We start from the raw sequence: 14,943 nt of genomic DNA, 5'->3' as shown, positions 1-14,943 counted from the left end.
AGATAATCGCATTATGTTCGAGCTTATCCGCTGTAATTTCCGTTCCACCCGCTGGTTCCTCGCCGCGTGGATTGTACCGCTGACCGCCCTGATTGCGGTGGTTCCGCACGCGTACCACGACACGTACCCGAACGCCGAGGAGCTGAAACGCCTCGCCGATCCGATGCGCGGCCAGCTCGGCCTGCGGGTGCTGTACGGCGTGGTCCCGGACCCGCTCACCATCCCCAGTTTCACCATGTGGGAGACCGGGATGTGGGTGATCCTCCTGGGCTGCATCATGTCCCTGCTCCTTGCCATCCGCCTCACGCGCGCCGCCGAAGAAGACGGGATCCTCGAGTTGGTGCGCGTGACGGGCATGGGCCGGGCGACCCCGAACCTGGCGGCGGCGGCCACGGTATTGCTCACGTGTTGCCTCTTGGGCGCGGCCAGCACGTGCGCGTTGTATGCGCAGAACCTTCACCTGGAGGGTTTCGATTTCTATGGTTGCCTGCTGCTCGGCAAGACGGTGACGCTGGCCACGGGGTGTTTCGGCGGCATCGGCATGCTGTGCGCGCAATGGTCCCAGACCGCCCGCCAGGCGCGCAGCGCGGCGTTGATTGCCCTGGCTGCGGCGTTTTTCCTCCGCGTGATTGCGGACGTGTGGGATTTCCCCCGCCTGCGCTGGGGCTCCCCGCTCGCTTGGCGCGACCTAGTCAAACCGTTCGAACTTAACGACGCCTGGCCGCTCGCCGCCGCGCTCGGGATTACGCTGGTCTGCTACGCGCCGCTGTTGGTTCCGCGCGATCTCCATGCCACCTGGACGCTCCGCACCCCGTACCTGTTCCGCGTGCGAAACCAGCGCAGCGTCATCGCAAATTGGTTCGTAGCCGTCGCCGCCATCACCCTCGCGCTATTCGCACTCACCGGCGAGATGAATTCCCTGCTTGAAGGGTCCCCAAATACCGCCGCACTTATGCAATCCATCACCGGCGATGCCGAGACCGAGGCGAGCTATTTGCGCTTTATCGCCACACCCGTGGGCATCCTGATTGCCTGCGCCGCGGTGCAGCTCGCGTTGGCTACGGCGCGCGATGAGCGGAGCGGCGTCGTCACGCAAGAGGTGGTTAATGGGAATCCGCGCCATCGCCCGCTGCTTAGCGATTTCGGCACGGCGGTGGCGGTCACACTGTGCATCGTCGCCATTATCGCTCCCCTTTCCGCCATTGTTGCCGACGCCTCCACCGACGCAGAGGTGTTCGAAGCCGCATGGCAAGCAATCCTCGACCAATCGCCCCCAGCCGTCGCGGCCGCCGGGTTTGCCACGCTGTGTACGGGCTGCTCTTTGCGCTGGTCAGCACTAGCGTGGGTACCGGTTGCGGCGTCCGGCTTTATTACCTTTTTCGGCGAGCTTATGGATTTCCCCTCCTGGCTCCTAGACGCCTCCCTGTTCGCCTGGCCAGCGCACGAACATACGTTTGCGGCGGTGACGCTTGTGTGCATCGGCTTCGGCTGCGCGCTCGTAGGCGCCATCGCTTATCGACGCCGCGACCTGCACTGCTCATGAAAAACCCCAGCGGCGGCATGCGCTCACTGGGGTCTTCGGTTACAAGCTTGGGCTACGCCGCGCGGTCGGTATTGCGAACCGGAACATCGGCCTGGACGGCCTCGCCAACATTGGCGGGCTGGCTGGCGGCGCGGGCGGCATTACGGAACCGCTCATAGAACTTCGCATACAACCGAACATTCTTATTGTATTGCGAAGTGCCGCCCCACTGGTTTGACAGGTACAAAACGAACACAAGGGCGAAATATCCGAGCACCCAGAATTCGGGGCGCTCGACTCCCCACAAGAAATACAATGGGGTTCCAATAACTAGGACCAGCAAGCCCTCAAAAACTACCGCGTAGAGGGCTGCCATAAGAAAATTGACGATTCTGCTGCACTGTTTCTTCCGCTCCAGAACATTAAACTGCTCTGGCGGGATAAGCTCAGTCACTTTGCCGGAGGCAATGGCTGTGATCAGCTCCTTGTTGCTGATCTTTTCGCATTCGACCATGCAAGATCGTGATGCTTTATACCAAGCTTTAATCTCGTTCCCCTTCCCGTTATGAGTGAGTATTGAAAGCGCGCTTCTCAGATGCTACACCGTTTTTGTACAGCCTTCACGCATTGTGACACAAGCGCCAAAGGTGCGGGACTGAGGCCAATCGCTCAGTAACATTACGGCCCTCACCGCCGATTGGCCGGGCGACAACACACCGCCCCTAAACCCTAAAACTGTAACCCTTGACTGTGACCCTGCGTCACACCCCACAATGGTGGCATGAGGGTTTCTACCGTGGCGGAGATCGCGGGCGTATCGGTGCGCACGATCCGCCATTATCATCAGATCGGCCTGCTGCCGATACCGCCGCAGCGCGGCGCGTGGCGGAGTTACAGCTTTGAGGATGTCGCGCTGCTGGTGCGCATCCGCACATTGACCACGGCGGGCATCCCGCTCGCGCAGGTTCCGCGCCATTTGCAGGAGGCCCCGCGGGAGATCCCAGCCGACGATGTCGGCGCGTTGGATGATGCGATTGACTCCTTAAACAGCCATATCAGTTCCCTGGAGGCGCAGCGCCAGCGGTTGTTGGCGCTCCGGGAGCAGGTGGCGGCGGGCAAGCAGTCGTTTTTGCCGGATCCGCTGGCCGCGAGCTATGACGAGATCGTGGCCCGCATTCGCGCTTCCGGTTCCACAAAGGCGCTGCAATTGTTTAACCGGGAGCGGATGCTGGTGGAGCTCGCCGCCCAGCGCGGGTTTATCGACGATGATTTTTCCTATTACATTTCCCGCGTCGACCACCAGGAGATCGCGGATTTTTACGTGGAGTTCGCGGACCCCACCGGCGGCATCCTCACCGAACAGGTGTGCGAGAAGCTCGTGGACAGGCTATTTGCCATCCTCGAAAGTTATGGCGATCCGCCGCAGTCGACGCTGGAAAACGCCCGCCGCCTTGCCAATAATCGCGCGGTTCGCCTGCTGTGCCTGTCCGCCGCCCCTTCCGCCGGGCACCGCCGCTTTATCAACATGGCCTTCGATCGCCTGCAAACGCACCTATAGCTTATCGACGACGCGGCTCCCGGAGACAAAGCGCCAAGGCTCACCCACCGCAGCAACGGCCTCCGCCCATGCCTGGACCGCCAACACCGGATTGTCGTTCACGGCGAGCAGCCCCAGCAGGACATCCTGTGCCCCTGGGCCGAGCACCCGCTGCAATTCGGTATCCACCACGATGGTTTGGTCCGCGCTGCGAATGGTGGTGATGGCGCCGGGAAATACCTGGAAGTCTGGGCTGATTATGCGGTCGCCACGCCCGTCCCACCAGGACGCCCCGCTACGTTTCACTTCCGCGACTTGGGCGGGGCTCGCGCCGTCGACAATCACCCAACAATCGGGGCCGGAGCCGCGAATCTGTTCTAATGTGCCGACAACCTGCGCCTCCGGAATCCCGGTCGGCGACTCCTTTACATGGCCCACAATGCTTACCTCCGCGCCCGCGAAGCGCTGCGCCGCCAACGCCGGAAGCACATGCGCGGCCGAGCGATGCGGCGTCCCGCCGACGATCCCAATGCGGGACGGAAACACCGAAACACGATTGCGCGAAATGAATTGCAGGCGGGGTTCCCGCAGCTCCTTGACCCCTTCAATGCCCAAATACGCGGCATCGCGGCGGGCCACGCGCACCCCGTACGTCTCCGAACGGCCCGGGCTTTCCACGGGTACTTGAGCGATAAACACGCGGCCGCCGAATTGCATGTGCTCCACGGTGGCCCATCCGATGGCCACCGAGCACTCCGCCTTCCACTGCGCGGTAGGCACCCCGATGGCCACGGTGGGGAGCGACAACACCGTGTGGTATTCGAACTCATCGCCGAGGTCCAGCGCGTTCACGGCGAGGTCGAATTCGGCGCCGATAAAGTCGGTGTCAAAGGCCTCCAGCCAGTTAAACACCTTGCCGCCAGCGTCAATGTAGCGCTGAAATTCCCGGCTGCGTAATTGCCTTGAAGCGCCCGCCGCGAAAAACACCTCGACGGCAACGCCGCGGCCCAAGAGCTCCACGGCGCTGATCAAGCCGACGCTGCCGCGCCAGCCGGAGCCCGCCACGAGGAGCACGCGGCGGGGATAGAGCACGTGTCTGCCGCCGCTCATTGCGGCCACTACGACATCGGCAATTCTGCGCTCAATGGGGATGAGTTGCCCGGTGACCTTTTTGCCGCGATCCAGAACCCCAACCCCATTTTGGGCAAAGCTTTCCTTTAAAAGCGGGTCTACCAGTTCTGCGGGAAACAACGGCTCCATAGCAATGCATCATAGTTTCCAAGGGCACAAAGTAGGCGATCATTTAGGTCTTCGGCGTGCCAAATTTGCGCAATGTTGAGGCGGCATATACGCGGAACTCGGCGTACACTGAACTTATTTTCACATGGAGAAACGCGCTGGTAAAGGGCGTGCTTTGGGGAAGATCACACACCAATGGGGCGGCATGTGGGCAAACTATCTCGGCATAGTTCAATGTAATTTTAGGGGCTTATAAATCCCCTCTTTCATTGTTTCTATGCGGGCTTCAGCAAAAGTCAATTCATGGCCATTGCTTAATGCACCGCGAAGTGCCGCGATGGGCGTCGGACAATATAATTTCGGGTTCATCTCACGCCAGAACACACCACCTACAATGAGGTCACTGACGCCACACCAACGCCCATGTCGATCAAGGGATAACGATGATCACAGAGACTCGTAGTTATGAACTGGACCTACTGCACATGCGCGCCTGCCTCGCCGGGGACGCCTACTACGTAGACCTCGACGACGAGGACTTTCATGAGGAACTCGAAGACTGCGATATCAGCGAAAACAGCGAGGAACCATCCTGCCGGGTTCTCTTTGCGGCGCATTTGCGCCAGCGGCAGCTCGGGTTCGACGAATACCAGGAGGAAATCAAGGCCGAACTCGCGGCGATCACCAATCCGGAGGAATTGCACTACTTAGCCAAGGACTACAACTTCGACGACGGGTTTTGGGCGCTCGAGCAGATCATCAACAGCCCGTTTTGCGATATCCGCACCGCCCGCATGCTCTTTTGGTTATCCAACCCGCAATATTTCGCCGATTCCTACGGCCACCCCGCCCACGCACCGGGCGAGATCGTAAACAATGACCTCGCGCGGTTTCTCACCCAGCTCGATGCCAAGGCGCACAGGGGCGAATTCCTGCACTCCCTGCCAAAGGAATTCGAATTCACCGAGGTGGAGGCCGGCGGCGAGCTCTGGGGAATCGCCGATTCCCTGCAGCCGGACCGCAGTTAGCCCGGCTTGCGCTAAAACGGCACGTTGAAGTTCTGGAGCTTTTTGGAATTAAAGGCGTAAAGCTTCGCCGGGCGGTGCGCTCCCTCGCGCCAGACCCCGCCGGTTTCGTGGATAACGTTAAGGCTTAGGAATTTCTTCCGGAAATTGCGTTTATCCAGCCGGCGGGCGCGCACGGCCTCGTAGGCGGTTTGCAAATGGGACAGCGTAAACGATTCAGGTAGTAGGCCGGCGACGGCATTGCTATAGGACATTTTGGAGTTCAGCCGGTCGCGCGCATAGCGGATAATGTCGGCGTGGTCGAACGCCAAGCTCGGGAGTTCATCAACGCGCCAGAATTGATGGACGTTGTCCCCGTCTTGAAGGTTGAATTCGTATCCGCAGCCGAGGTAGACCACGGACACGGCGTGGCCGCGCGGGTCGCGGGCCACGGTGTCGAATGTGTATAGCTGCTCCAGAAAACCGAGGTCCGAGTCCAGATCAAGACCGACCTTTTGCTGGGCGACGCGCGTAAGAGCCTCAATGGTGGTCTCACCCTTAGCGTTGTAGCCGCCGGGCAACGCCCATTCGCCTTTGAAGGGTTCGGCCGCACGTTTGAGCAGCAGGACCTCCAGATGCGCGTCGTAGACACGGAAGGCGACAAGGTCAACGGTGAGGACGGGAGGCTGGTATTCCGATTCAGAGCTCATAGTTGTAGCAAGCCTAACATCTGCGATCGGCGTTATCCCTCGTTGGCTGGGGTTTACGTCGCCCGCCGTGCACGGACGCTACGCGGTCGGCTGCCTATGCAATTGGATCACGGTCTTATCCGCCGAAATCATCGACGGCCCGTACACAGCGGTGATACTGTCCGGCCCGAAGCCACCGATGGAATCACCATCCTTGATCACCAGGCCGTTTTCCATCAAGTAGCCCGCCATCCGGATCAGCGTTTCCAGGGTTTCGCGGCCGGGTTCGTTGACTTCGGGCAGCTCCACATCCATCAACCCAAGCCGTTCCAGGCCCACGGTCAGGGCGGCGATCTTGCCGTTAGGCCCGGGGCCAATGTTGTAGGAGACCCAGATGGCGGGCAACGGCCGCGGAAGTTCCTGCAGGGCGATTTCGCGGACAAAGCCGGGGTATGCGAGGTGTTGGGCGCCTTCCCAGAACACTGCGAAACCGTGCGGGGCGATCGCGATAAGCGATGCGATGACGCGGGTGAGAATGGCGGATGCTTCCATCTCGTTGCCTTCCCCCACCCCTGCGACGCTGACTAGGGTGTGCGCCTGATAGTCGGTATCGAACGCAACTTCGTCCGGCCAGAGGCGGCTCGCGGCGCAGAGTTCGCTGATGTGATTGAGTTCCTGCATGGGGCGCTGCACCGAACTCACCATGATCACGTAGGTGCCATAGGTGAACGCGAGCACGCCGGTTTCGGATTCGGTGCGGGTCAGCTGGGAGACGTCAAAATCCGGCCAGTCCTCAGCCAGTTGGATTTTCAGTTCTTCCTCGTTAACCCCCAGGTCAGCTTCGTGTTGGAGCAGCATTGCCATGACCACAGCCACTAGAGTTTTCCTTCCGCGTAGGCGAGTTTTCGTACCCCACCACCCTTATCAAATTTGGCGCACTAACGATGCACTCACGATATTGGCTTTACCCCCGCAAACGCGAAACCCCCCGCACCGGGGTGCAGGGGGCTGGGCGTCGAAAAGCGTTACTCCACTGTAACTGACTTCGCAAGGTTACGTGGTTTGTCAATATCGTCGTTGCCGCATTCGCGCGCAATAAACGCAGCAAGGAACTGCAATGGCACGGTAGCGAGCAGCGGCTGCATAATCGACGAGGATTCCGGAATGCGAATCAGCCAGTTCGCGTAAGGCTCAACGGCGGTATCGCCTTCCTCCGCGATCACGATGGTTTTCGCCCCGCGCGCCCGAATCTCCTGAATGTTGGACACAATCTTGGAGTGCAGCACCTTAACGCCACGCGGGCTAGGCACCACAACGACCACCGGAAGATCGTCCTCAATCAAGGCGATCGGGCCGTGTTTCAGCTCGCCGGCCGGGAAACCCTCGGCGTGGATATACGCCAACTCTTTGAGCTTCAACGCACCCTCCAACGCTACGGGATAGCCAACACCGCGCCCCAAGAATAGCATTGTTGGTATCGGGCCGAGGGTTTCGGCGATCTGCCGGGCCTGCTCCTCGCAGCTCAGCAGGGCGTCGATCTTGGCGGGGATAGCCTCCAGGTCCGCCCAAATATCGGCGATCTCATCCGGGTATTTCGTGCCCTTCGCCTGCGCCAATGCCAGGCCCACGATGTAGTTCGCGGCCACCTGTGCGAGGAAGGCCTTCGTGGAAGCCACGCCGATTTCGGGCCCGGCGTGGGTGTACAGCACGGCGTCGGACTCCCGGGGAATCTGGGAACCGTTCGTATTGCATACCGCAAGCACTTTCGCACCCTGCAGCTTGGCGTGGCGCACGGCCTCGAGGGTGTCGGCAGTCTCCCCGGACTGGGAAACTGCCACCACCAGCGTGCGGGAGTCCAACACCGGGTCGCGGTAGCGGAACTCGGAGGCCACCTCGATTTCCACGGGAATGCGCACCCAGTGTTCGATGGCGTACTTCGCCAGCAACCCGGAGTGGTACGCGGATCCGCACGCCACCACAAAGATCTTGTTCACGGCCTTCAAATCCGCGTTCGAAAGGTTTTGCTCGTCCAGCACGATTCGACCATTCACCAGGTGCCCGGCGAGCGTATCGCGTACGGCGGCGGGCTGCTCGTGGATCTCCTTCATCATAAAGGAGTCATACCCGGCCTTCTCCGCGGCGGCGAGGTCCCAATCGATCACAAACGGCTTGCCTTCCGCCGCATTGCCCTGGAAATCCAATAGCTGGTAGCCATCCGCCGTGATGATCACCACGTTGTCCTGGTCCAGCTCAACGGCGTCCCGGGTGTATTCGATAAAGGCCGCGACGTCGGAACCGAGGAACATTTCCCCCTCCCCCACGCCCACCATCAGGGGGGTGGAGCGCCGCGCGGCGATGATTTTATCGGGGTGATCGGCGTGCAGGAACAGCAGCGTAAAGGCGCCTTCTAGCTGGTTCAGCACGGCCAACACGCTGGCCTGGAAGTCCCCGGCGCTGTCCCCTTCCGCATACGCCAAGGCCACCAGGTGCGCCGCCACCTCGGAGTCCGTTTCGCTCTGCAGTTCTACCCCGGCGCGCGTGAGGCGTTCCCGCAGCGGCGCGAAATTCTCAATAATGCCGTTGTGCACCACGCTCACCTTGCCATCGAAGGACAGATGGGGGTGGGCGTTTGAGTCGGTGGGTCGCCCGTGCGTCGCCCACCGGGTGTGCCCGATCGCGGTGTGGCCTTGCAATGTGTCCGCGCCGATTTCCGCGATGCGGTCCTCAAGGTTGGCGAGTTTCCCGGCGCGTTTCACTACGTTGAGGTGGCCTGCGCCGTCCGCGACCGCGATGCCTGCGGAGTCATATCCGCGGTATTCCATGCGGCGTAGCGCGTCCAGTCCGATTTGTAGGCCGTTGCGGCCACCAACGTATCCAACGATTCCACACATGGCCCACAGAATAATGCAAAGCAGCTAAGATTCAAGGAATTGCTCATCGTTACCCCTTATTGTTGCTGAGTAGCCGGGGTTCGCCGCCGAAAGATGCTTATCGACGCCCCCGCCAGCCCACGTTGCACACAACATTGACCGCCGTTATCCTGCGTTTCTTTCCGGATTAGCCCCCGCCCTCCCCGCATTGTTTAACAAGCTGGTCACGGGTTTGCGTACGTCTCCCGCGGGGGCCGCAGTTGAACTATTCTTAGGCATGTGGCTGAGAATCTAAAGAAGCAACTTCCTAAGCTAAGTAAGCGTGGTCCCCATCGTGTCCTGGTTGGTGACCTTGAATTCGCCGGCCTGCCAGGCAAAGTGTACACACCCGCCGAGGGTTCGGGGTTGCCAGCCGTGGCGTTTGGGCATGATTGGATGACGGATGTTTCCCGTTATCACAATACCCTAAAACACCTTGCTAGCTGGGGTTTTGTCGTTGCCGCGCCGAATACGGAGCAGGGTATCGCCCCGAACCATCGCGGCTTTTCGGCGGATTTAGAGTCGGCATTGCAGATCGCCGCCGGCGTGAAATTAGGCAATGGGAAGATCACCGTTTCCCCCGGCAAATTGGGTTTCGTCGGGCACGGCATGGGCGCGGGTTGCGCGGTGTTGGCGGCGGCGGGGCGTCCAAAAACGCGCGCAGTGGTCGCGCTGTACCCGGCGATGACGAGCCCGTCTTCGGAGTCCGCGGCCCACAATGTGGATATCCCGGGGCTGATTATCGATTCCGGCAAGGAATCAGTATTTACCAGCGGCAATGCCATCGCCCTCGCCAAAGCCTGGAAGGGCCCGGTGGTGTACCGCAGCATCACAAACGGTTCTCAGCACGGATTTTCGGAGGCTGTGCTGCTCAAGGCGGTGGCGGGCCTCGGCTGGCCGGAGTTCTCGGCCCAGGAAACGGCGCGCGGCTTGATCACCGGGTTCTTGCTGCACCGCCTGGCGGGCGATAAGAAGTACGCGCCGTTCTCCGCATTGGAGGTGCACGCGAAGCACGTGACAAATATGGCGGAGGTGTCTTCGGCCTCCCCGCTTGCGGGTTTCCTTTCCGCATAGTTTTATAGCCGCCTTCTGCGCAGCACGCTCTGCACGGGGCCGGTGCGCAGCGGCGCCCCTTGGGCCACGGGTTCTTGCCGCGGGGGTTGCATGGCCCGCGTCGTTGTGGCGCGGGTTTTTTCCATTTCGGCCTCGAATTCCATGAGGCGTCGCGCCGCGCGTGCGCGGAATTGTTCTATAAATTCGGCGAATTCCGGGCTGCCACTCACCACGCACCTGCTTTCCTGGCTCCCCCGCTTGTCGACGCCCCGCCTCCCCCAGACTCCACCTCAGCCGCGGGCACCGTCTGTGCGGGCGGCGCTGGTTCTGGTTCTGGTTCTGGTGCTGGTTCCGGCGGTTGTGGTGCTGGTTCCGAAACAATTTGCGGCTCCGGTTCCGGTTCGGGTTCGGTAGCGAGCGCGCCCTCCTGGATTGCTTGGGCGATGCCCGCTAGCGCCACTCCGATATTCATCACTCCCATCAGCGGTTGCGCGAGTGAAAACGGCAGGGTGGGCGGGGGCTGGTTTGTCACTTCGCTCCCGATTCCAAGGAGGGTGTCGTAGCACTGCCCCAGGGCCTCATCGCGGTCTTGGCACACCCCAAGGATCAGGGTGCCGGAACGATCGATCAGATCGGCGGCGGCATCGATGCAAGCGCGAAACGCGGCGGCGTGATCTTGGGGGTCCAGGGTGTGCAGCTGAGCGCAGAGGACCGCGATCAGGCGTTGCAATTCCTCGCACATGGCAAGCAAGGTTTGCCCGGAATCCTCCGCAATGGTGTGGATGGCGGCGGCGCATTCGGTGGCCTGCCGCTCCACGTTCTTGCTTGCCTGGTGGTACTCCTGCAGGTCACAGGACAGGATTTGCAATGCCTCACGGAGCACACCGTCGGCGACATCCCCCAGCTCTTCGAACGCACCATCGGAATCATCCATTGCCAGTTGGTCTCCGGCGGCGAGCTGAGCATGCGCTATCAACGCTTCCGGATCCGCACCATCGACGGTGGCGGCAGCGCTGGCCAATACGGTAGGACTCAGCGCGGGACCGGCCCAAAAGCCCCGGGCCGCAGCATGCAGATCATCAACGGCCGCGGAATAGCCCCCGATCAATTCGGCAGTGTTCGCCATGGCCGTCACCGCAGCCCCTTAAGGCTCGTGCCAAAATCAATATCCGTTTCCTGCAGCTCAGCGACCACCTGGCGGGCGAACCTGCAGCCCTCCGCGAGCGCCCCGGCGCGCTCCCGGCCCGCCTCGTGGACGGATTGCAACATTTCCGCGATGCGCTGCCCATGCCCGCCAAAGCCCTGGCCGGTGGCGCGCTGCGGAAAGCTCGGCGAAGTGGATTGGTAGGCGCGCTGGCGATCCTCATACTCTCCGATCAGGCGGTCTAGCTGCGTGCCCGCCGCGTCTGCGTCAAATGAGAAACCTGCCACCGCAAACCCCTTGTTCCGCAATCAAGTCGTTTCCCCTTAGACGTTGCGGACCACCCCACAGGTTCCCAACCCACGCCGCCCACTACCCCCGATCGGGCCTGGCTACACCTCGGCAACCACGGCCGCGAGACGGCCTGCGACCCGGCGGGCGGTTTCCTCCGTGGGGGCTTCCACCATCACGCGGAACAGCTCCTCCGTTCCGGATGCGCGCAGCAGAATACGGCCGGTATCGCCAAGTTCCGCCTCCGCCGACTCGATGGCGCCGCGCACATTGGGGTGATTGACTATAACAGCCTTGTTCGCCACCGGGACGTTGATAAGCACCTGCGGCAGTACCGTCATCACGGTGGCCAGCTCCTTCAAGCTCTGCCGGGACTCGGCCATGCGCGCCATCAACGCCAACCCGGTAAGCACACCATCGCCGGTAGTGCCGTAATCCGGCAGCACGATATGCCCGGACTGCTCGCCGCCAAGGCTAAACCCGCCGGCGTTCAAATCGGCGAGCACATAACGGTCACCGACAGCGGTGGTACGCAGGGTAATCCCGGCCCCCTCCATCGCCAGCTTCAGGCCCAGGTTGGACATCACGGTGGCCACCAGCGTATTTTTGCGCAGCTCACCGTTTTCCTTCATCGCTAGGGCAAGGATCGCCATGATCTGGTCGCCGTCGACGATATTGCCGTCGGCGTCCACAGCCAAGCAACGGTCCGCGTCACCATCGTGGGCAAGACCGATATCGGCGCCGTGCTTCACCACGGCCTTTTGCACCTGCTCAATATGCGTGGACCCGCAATGATCGTTGATGTTATAGGAATTCGGGCTGTTATGGATCGGGATCACCTCGGCCCCGGCGGCACCGTACGCCAGCGGGGCGACCTCCGAGGCTGCGCCATTTGCACAGTCCACAACCACCTTAATGCCGTGGAGCGTGTGGGGAATCGACTTCGAAAGGTGCTGCAGGTAGCGCTCCGTGGCGTCCGTGGATTCCTCCAACACGCGGCCAATGCCGTGGCCGGTCGGGCCCTCCTCCGGCAGCTGATCCATCGCCGCCTCAATCTCATCCTCAACTTCATCGGCGAGTTTGTGCCCGCCCGCCGCAAAGAACTTAATGCCATTATCGGGCATCGGGTTATGGCTGGCGGAAATCATCACGCCCATATCCGCACCATAATCATCGGTGAGGAACGCGACGGCGGGGGTGGGCAGGACGCCGACCCGAAGGACGTCAACACCCTGGCTCGCCATGCCAGCGGCTAGGGCTGCGGCAAGCATCTCACCGGACACGCGAGGATCGCGGCCAACGATCGCAACGGGCCGCCGCTTAGAGGTTCGGTTTTCGCTTGTAAGCACGTGAGCTGCCGCAGCACCCAACCGCAAGGCCAACGGAGCGGTCAGCCTTTTATTAGCCAATCCGCGCACACCATCAGTTCCAAAAAGTCGAGTCATGCCGTCTATTATGCCTACCGCCCGCACGCGCACGAGGCGCCGCCCCCAAGTGTGAGCAATAAACGCATAAGCGGGCGCGAAAAACCTATAGGTATGTTGCGATAAAGGGTGCTGCGGGGCCGCGGGCATTGGTGCGGCTAGCGGGCCGAGGTTTTTGGAGGCGCCGTAGGAGCCCCGCTGAGGCGTTGAATTCGCTTACCCATATTGGGACATGGCCGGAATACGTGACTTAACGTCGCCCGAGCTAGATCCGCACCCCGAGGGTCAGAAGATTGCGCACAGTTGAACGTTGTCTACTGATATTTTTTACACACGAATCGCGATTTCTGTGTAATTTTCATCGTTTCGAGCCGCCCAGCGAGCCCGCCGCGATATTTTTTACACCGGAATCCCAATTTTTGTGTAAAAAACATCAACAGCACACAACCGATATAGGTTGCCGCCGCGTGCCATTGAGTTGTGAACTTCTTTGATTGTTCTTGGTTTTATTGTACTTGGTTTTGTGGGGTTGGTGGTGGTGTTCCGATTTTGATGCCGACGGTGGCTGGTGGTGGTTGGAACATGGATCGTGGTGGGCGTCGTTGGGGGTAGGTGTTGTAGTAGATTTCTTCCTTTGCTTTGCGGTGTTTGAGTAGTGGTTTCCATTCGCCGGTGTAGACCTGTTGTGGGGTGAATCCGGCGAGGCCGCTGTGTGGGTCGTGGTTGTTGTAGGCGTCGATGATGGAGGCCATGGTGTTGGCGGCGGCCTTGATATTGGGGTAGCTGGTTAAGGCGTAGCGGTGGTGTTTGAGTGTGCGGTGGGAGGATTCTTCGAAAGGGTTGTCGTTGGATACTCCGGGGCGGATGAGTGAGAGTTCTACGCCGTTGGCGTCGAGCATTTGGCGCATTTGGGTGGAGGTCATGACAGCACCGTTGTCGGTGTGCAGGACTCGGACCTTGGCGTGGTTGAGCTGCTCGGCGGCGATGACTTGGGCGATGAGGTCGGTGGCGATGTGTTTGTCTTGGCGCAGTTGTACGGTGTGGCCGACGATTTTACGGGAGTGCAAGTCCAGCACGGTGTAGAGGTGAAATCCCTTGGTCATAAAGGATCCGGGGAGCCAGGTGATATCCCAGCACAGGACTTCGCCGGGCCGTGTCGCGGTCACTATTCGTGGTGGTTGCGGCGCCCGTGGCGCGCCGTGGCGCAGCGGTGCTGGCACCGTTTTGATTTCATTGTTCACGCGGTAAAACGTCCGCAATGAGCCGAGCAAGGGCTCCTCGGAATCGACATGGCTGAAAAAGATTTTATAGACCGATAATCCCTGCTCACGACCGTCGCGAAGCAATGCGGCGATACGTTGACGCTCCGGGGCGCTAATCGTTTTCGGCGGCGCGGCCTTTGGGTGTTGTGGTGGTTTCTTCGGCCGCGGATGCCGCCGGTAATACAGGGTTGTTTTCGCAAGCCCAAGCAGCTTCAATGCCGCGTTTTGGGTATAGCCAGCCGCCGCAAGCAACTCTAAAATATGGTCTTCAAGCTTAACGAACTCATCGAAATCGGCTTGCTGCTCTGGGGAAAGTTTCCGGCCACCACGCATCAACGATCGGTATATTTTTGCATGGCGGCGATAGCTTTTCCCATCGCCTCCACCGCCTTGGCATGCGCAGTGGTGGCAGCATCCTTATCCGCAACCACCTTTTCCAATTCAGCGATCCGCGCCTCCAATTTGGCGTGACGTGTTTCCCACTTCGCGCGCGCAGTCTCCCACTTCGCGCGCTCGGTCTCCAGCTTCGCACGCTCCGCCCCCAGCTCGGCGTTAAGCGCCTCCAACTCCTGATTGCGCTGTGTCAGCCGAGAAAACTCCACGATATTTTCATCACTCATAGGAATATTTTCTCGCGGTGTTAACCCGATGTCGAGCGTGCCCGCCGCAAGCTGCCGCCGCCACAAATACAACTGCCTCGGCGTCACCCCGGCCGCCCGGAGGAACTCTCCCTTCAGACCATGCTTGGTCTCCGCATGGGCCAACACGATCTCCCGGCGCTGCTCCGCAGTAAACGTCCGGTCCGGATCTACCGGAGGGATCTGTACAGACATCTTGAACCTTCCTTCCTCATCCCCATGACCATCACGGGG

Annotated in this window: 15 protein-coding genes; 4 read left to right on the top strand and 11 right to left on the bottom strand. The window is 60.7% G+C overall.

Annotated features, from left to right (window positions below; all coding sequences use genetic code 11):
* Positions 1 to 13 precede the first annotated feature (13 nt).
* Positions 14 to 1,543, top strand: a complete 1,530-nt coding sequence (locus CCANI_RS02145) for an efflux permease Rv1217c-related protein (protein ID WP_146325371.1) — start codon at positions 14 to 16, stop codon at positions 1,541 to 1,543.
* 52 nt (positions 1,544 to 1,595) lie between these two features.
* Here the strand turns inward: CCANI_RS02145 and CCANI_RS02140 are convergent, their stop codons facing one another.
* Complete coding sequence (locus CCANI_RS02140) at positions 1,596 to 2,036, bottom strand: hypothetical protein (protein ID WP_146325370.1); 441 nt, start codon at positions 2,034 to 2,036, stop codon at positions 1,596 to 1,598.
* A 267-nt stretch (positions 2,037 to 2,303) separates the two neighbouring features.
* On the opposite strand from CCANI_RS02140, the gene CCANI_RS02135 reads away from it, so the two are divergent.
* A complete protein-coding gene (locus CCANI_RS02135; protein ID WP_146325369.1) occupies positions 2,304 to 3,080 on the top strand; it encodes a MerR family transcriptional regulator in 777 nt (258 codons plus the stop codon).
* Here the strand turns inward: CCANI_RS02135 and CCANI_RS02130 are convergent.
* Positions 3,075 to 4,319 (bottom strand): hypothetical protein, encoded by a 1,245-nt coding sequence (locus tag CCANI_RS02130; protein WP_146325368.1) that lies wholly within the window; start codon positions 4,317 to 4,319, stop codon positions 3,075 to 3,077. The genes CCANI_RS02135 and CCANI_RS02130 overlap by 6 nt on opposite strands.
* Before the next feature lie 422 nt (positions 4,320 to 4,741).
* On the opposite strand from CCANI_RS02130, the gene CCANI_RS02125 reads away from it, so the two are divergent.
* A complete protein-coding gene (locus CCANI_RS02125; RefSeq protein ID WP_146325367.1) occupies positions 4,742 to 5,326 on the top strand; it encodes a DUF4274 domain-containing protein in 585 nt (194 codons plus the stop codon).
* A gap of 11 nt (positions 5,327 to 5,337) precedes the next feature.
* Here CCANI_RS02125 and CCANI_RS02120 read toward each other — a convergent pair whose 3' ends face one another.
* The 3 genes from CCANI_RS02120 to glmS form a co-directional block, all read right to left on the bottom strand.
* Positions 5,338 to 6,012: an NUDIX hydrolase gene (locus tag CCANI_RS02120; protein ID WP_146325366.1), complete on the bottom strand. Its 675-nt coding sequence runs from the start codon at positions 6,010 to 6,012 to the stop codon at positions 5,338 to 5,340.
* Positions 6,013 to 6,090: 78 nt separating this feature from the next.
* Positions 6,091 to 6,867, bottom strand: coding sequence for a DUF4261 domain-containing protein (locus CCANI_RS02115; protein ID WP_146325365.1), 777 nt, complete (start codon positions 6,865 to 6,867; stop codon positions 6,091 to 6,093).
* 149 nt (positions 6,868 to 7,016) lie between these two features.
* Positions 7,017 to 8,882, bottom strand: a complete 1,866-nt coding sequence (gene glmS, locus CCANI_RS02110; RefSeq protein WP_146325364.1) for a glutamine--fructose-6-phosphate transaminase (isomerizing) — start codon at positions 8,880 to 8,882, stop codon at positions 7,017 to 7,019.
* Between the two features lie 258 nt (positions 8,883 to 9,140).
* On the opposite strand from glmS, the gene CCANI_RS02105 reads away from it, so the two are divergent.
* Positions 9,141 to 9,974: a dienelactone hydrolase family protein gene (locus CCANI_RS02105; RefSeq protein ID WP_146325363.1), complete on the top strand. Its 834-nt coding sequence runs from the start codon at positions 9,141 to 9,143 to the stop codon at positions 9,972 to 9,974.
* 2 nt (positions 9,975 to 9,976) lie between these two features.
* Here CCANI_RS02105 and CCANI_RS02100 read toward each other — a convergent pair whose 3' ends face one another.
* The 6 genes from CCANI_RS02100 to CCANI_RS02075 all read right to left on the bottom strand — a co-directional run bounded on the left by CCANI_RS02100 (position 9,977) and on the right by CCANI_RS02075 (position 14,904).
* Positions 9,977 to 10,186 (bottom strand): hypothetical protein, encoded by a 210-nt coding sequence (locus CCANI_RS02100; RefSeq protein WP_186750359.1) that lies wholly within the window; start codon positions 10,184 to 10,186, stop codon positions 9,977 to 9,979.
* Positions 10,180 to 11,079, bottom strand: a complete 900-nt coding sequence (locus tag CCANI_RS02095) for a hypothetical protein (protein WP_186750357.1) — start codon at positions 11,077 to 11,079, stop codon at positions 10,180 to 10,182. Before CCANI_RS02095 ends, CCANI_RS02100 begins: the two co-directional genes overlap by 7 nt.
* 5 nt (positions 11,080 to 11,084) lie before the next feature.
* Entirely contained in the window at positions 11,085 to 11,384 is a 300-nt protein-coding gene (locus CCANI_RS02090) for a hypothetical protein (protein ID WP_186750355.1), read from the bottom strand.
* A 102-nt stretch (positions 11,385 to 11,486) separates the two neighbouring features.
* Positions 11,487 to 12,830, bottom strand: a complete 1,344-nt coding sequence (glmM, locus tag CCANI_RS02085) for a phosphoglucosamine mutase (RefSeq protein ID WP_146325361.1) — start codon at positions 12,828 to 12,830, stop codon at positions 11,487 to 11,489.
* Positions 12,831 to 13,315: 485 nt separating this feature from the next.
* Positions 13,316 to 14,404 (bottom strand): DDE-type integrase/transposase/recombinase, encoded by a 1,089-nt coding sequence (locus tag CCANI_RS02080; RefSeq protein WP_290211329.1) that lies wholly within the window; start codon positions 14,402 to 14,404, stop codon positions 13,316 to 13,318.
* Entirely contained in the window at positions 14,404 to 14,904 is a 501-nt protein-coding gene (locus CCANI_RS02075) for a transposase (RefSeq protein ID WP_146325764.1), read from the bottom strand. The genes CCANI_RS02080 and CCANI_RS02075 overlap by 1 nt, the downstream gene beginning before the upstream one ends.
* Between the last annotated feature and the right edge of the window lie 39 nt (positions 14,905 to 14,943).

This window comes from Corynebacterium canis, assembly GCF_030408595.1.
In the GTDB taxonomy this organism is placed as follows: Bacteria; Actinomycetota; Actinomycetes; order Mycobacteriales; family Mycobacteriaceae; genus Corynebacterium; species Corynebacterium canis.
The sequence above is the reverse complement of the archived record's forward strand: the minus strand, read 5'-3'. Positions and strand labels throughout refer to the sequence as shown.

What these genes read in the sequence shown, in the direction of transcription:
- CCANI_RS02145 (WP_146325371.1), top strand. Translation starts at nt 14, where the DNA reads ATGTTCGAGCTTATCCGCTGTAATTTCCGTTCCACCCGCTGGTTCCTC.
- CCANI_RS02140 (WP_146325370.1), bottom strand. Translation starts at nt 2,036, where the DNA reads ATGGTCGAATGCGAAAAGATCAGCAACAAGGAGCTGATCACAGCCATT.
- CCANI_RS02135 (WP_146325369.1), top strand. Translation starts at nt 2,304, where the DNA reads ATGAGGGTTTCTACCGTGGCGGAGATCGCGGGCGTATCGGTGCGCACG.
- CCANI_RS02130 (WP_146325368.1), bottom strand. Translation starts at nt 4,319, where the DNA reads ATGGAGCCGTTGTTTCCCGCAGAACTGGTAGACCCGCTTTTAAAGGAA.
- CCANI_RS02125 (WP_146325367.1), top strand. Translation starts at nt 4,742, where the DNA reads ATGATCACAGAGACTCGTAGTTATGAACTGGACCTACTGCACATGCGC.
- CCANI_RS02120 (WP_146325366.1), bottom strand. Translation starts at nt 6,012, where the DNA reads ATGAGCTCTGAATCGGAATACCAGCCTCCCGTCCTCACCGTTGACCTT.
- glmS (WP_146325364.1), bottom strand. Translation starts at nt 8,882, where the DNA reads ATGTGTGGAATCGTTGGATACGTTGGTGGCCGCAACGGCCTACAAATC.
- CCANI_RS02095 (WP_186750357.1), bottom strand. Translation starts at nt 11,079, where the DNA reads ATGGCGAACACTGCCGAATTGATCGGGGGCTATTCCGCGGCCGTTGAT.
- glmM (WP_146325361.1), bottom strand. Translation starts at nt 12,830, where the DNA reads ATGACTCGACTTTTTGGAACTGATGGTGTGCGCGGATTGGCTAATAAA.
- CCANI_RS02080 (WP_290211329.1), bottom strand. Translation starts at nt 14,404, where the DNA reads ATGCGTGGTGGCCGGAAACTTTCCCCAGAGCAGCAAGCCGATTTCGAT.
- CCANI_RS02075 (WP_146325764.1), bottom strand. Translation starts at nt 14,904, where the DNA reads ATGTCTGTACAGATCCCTCCGGTAGATCCGGACCGGACGTTTACTGCG.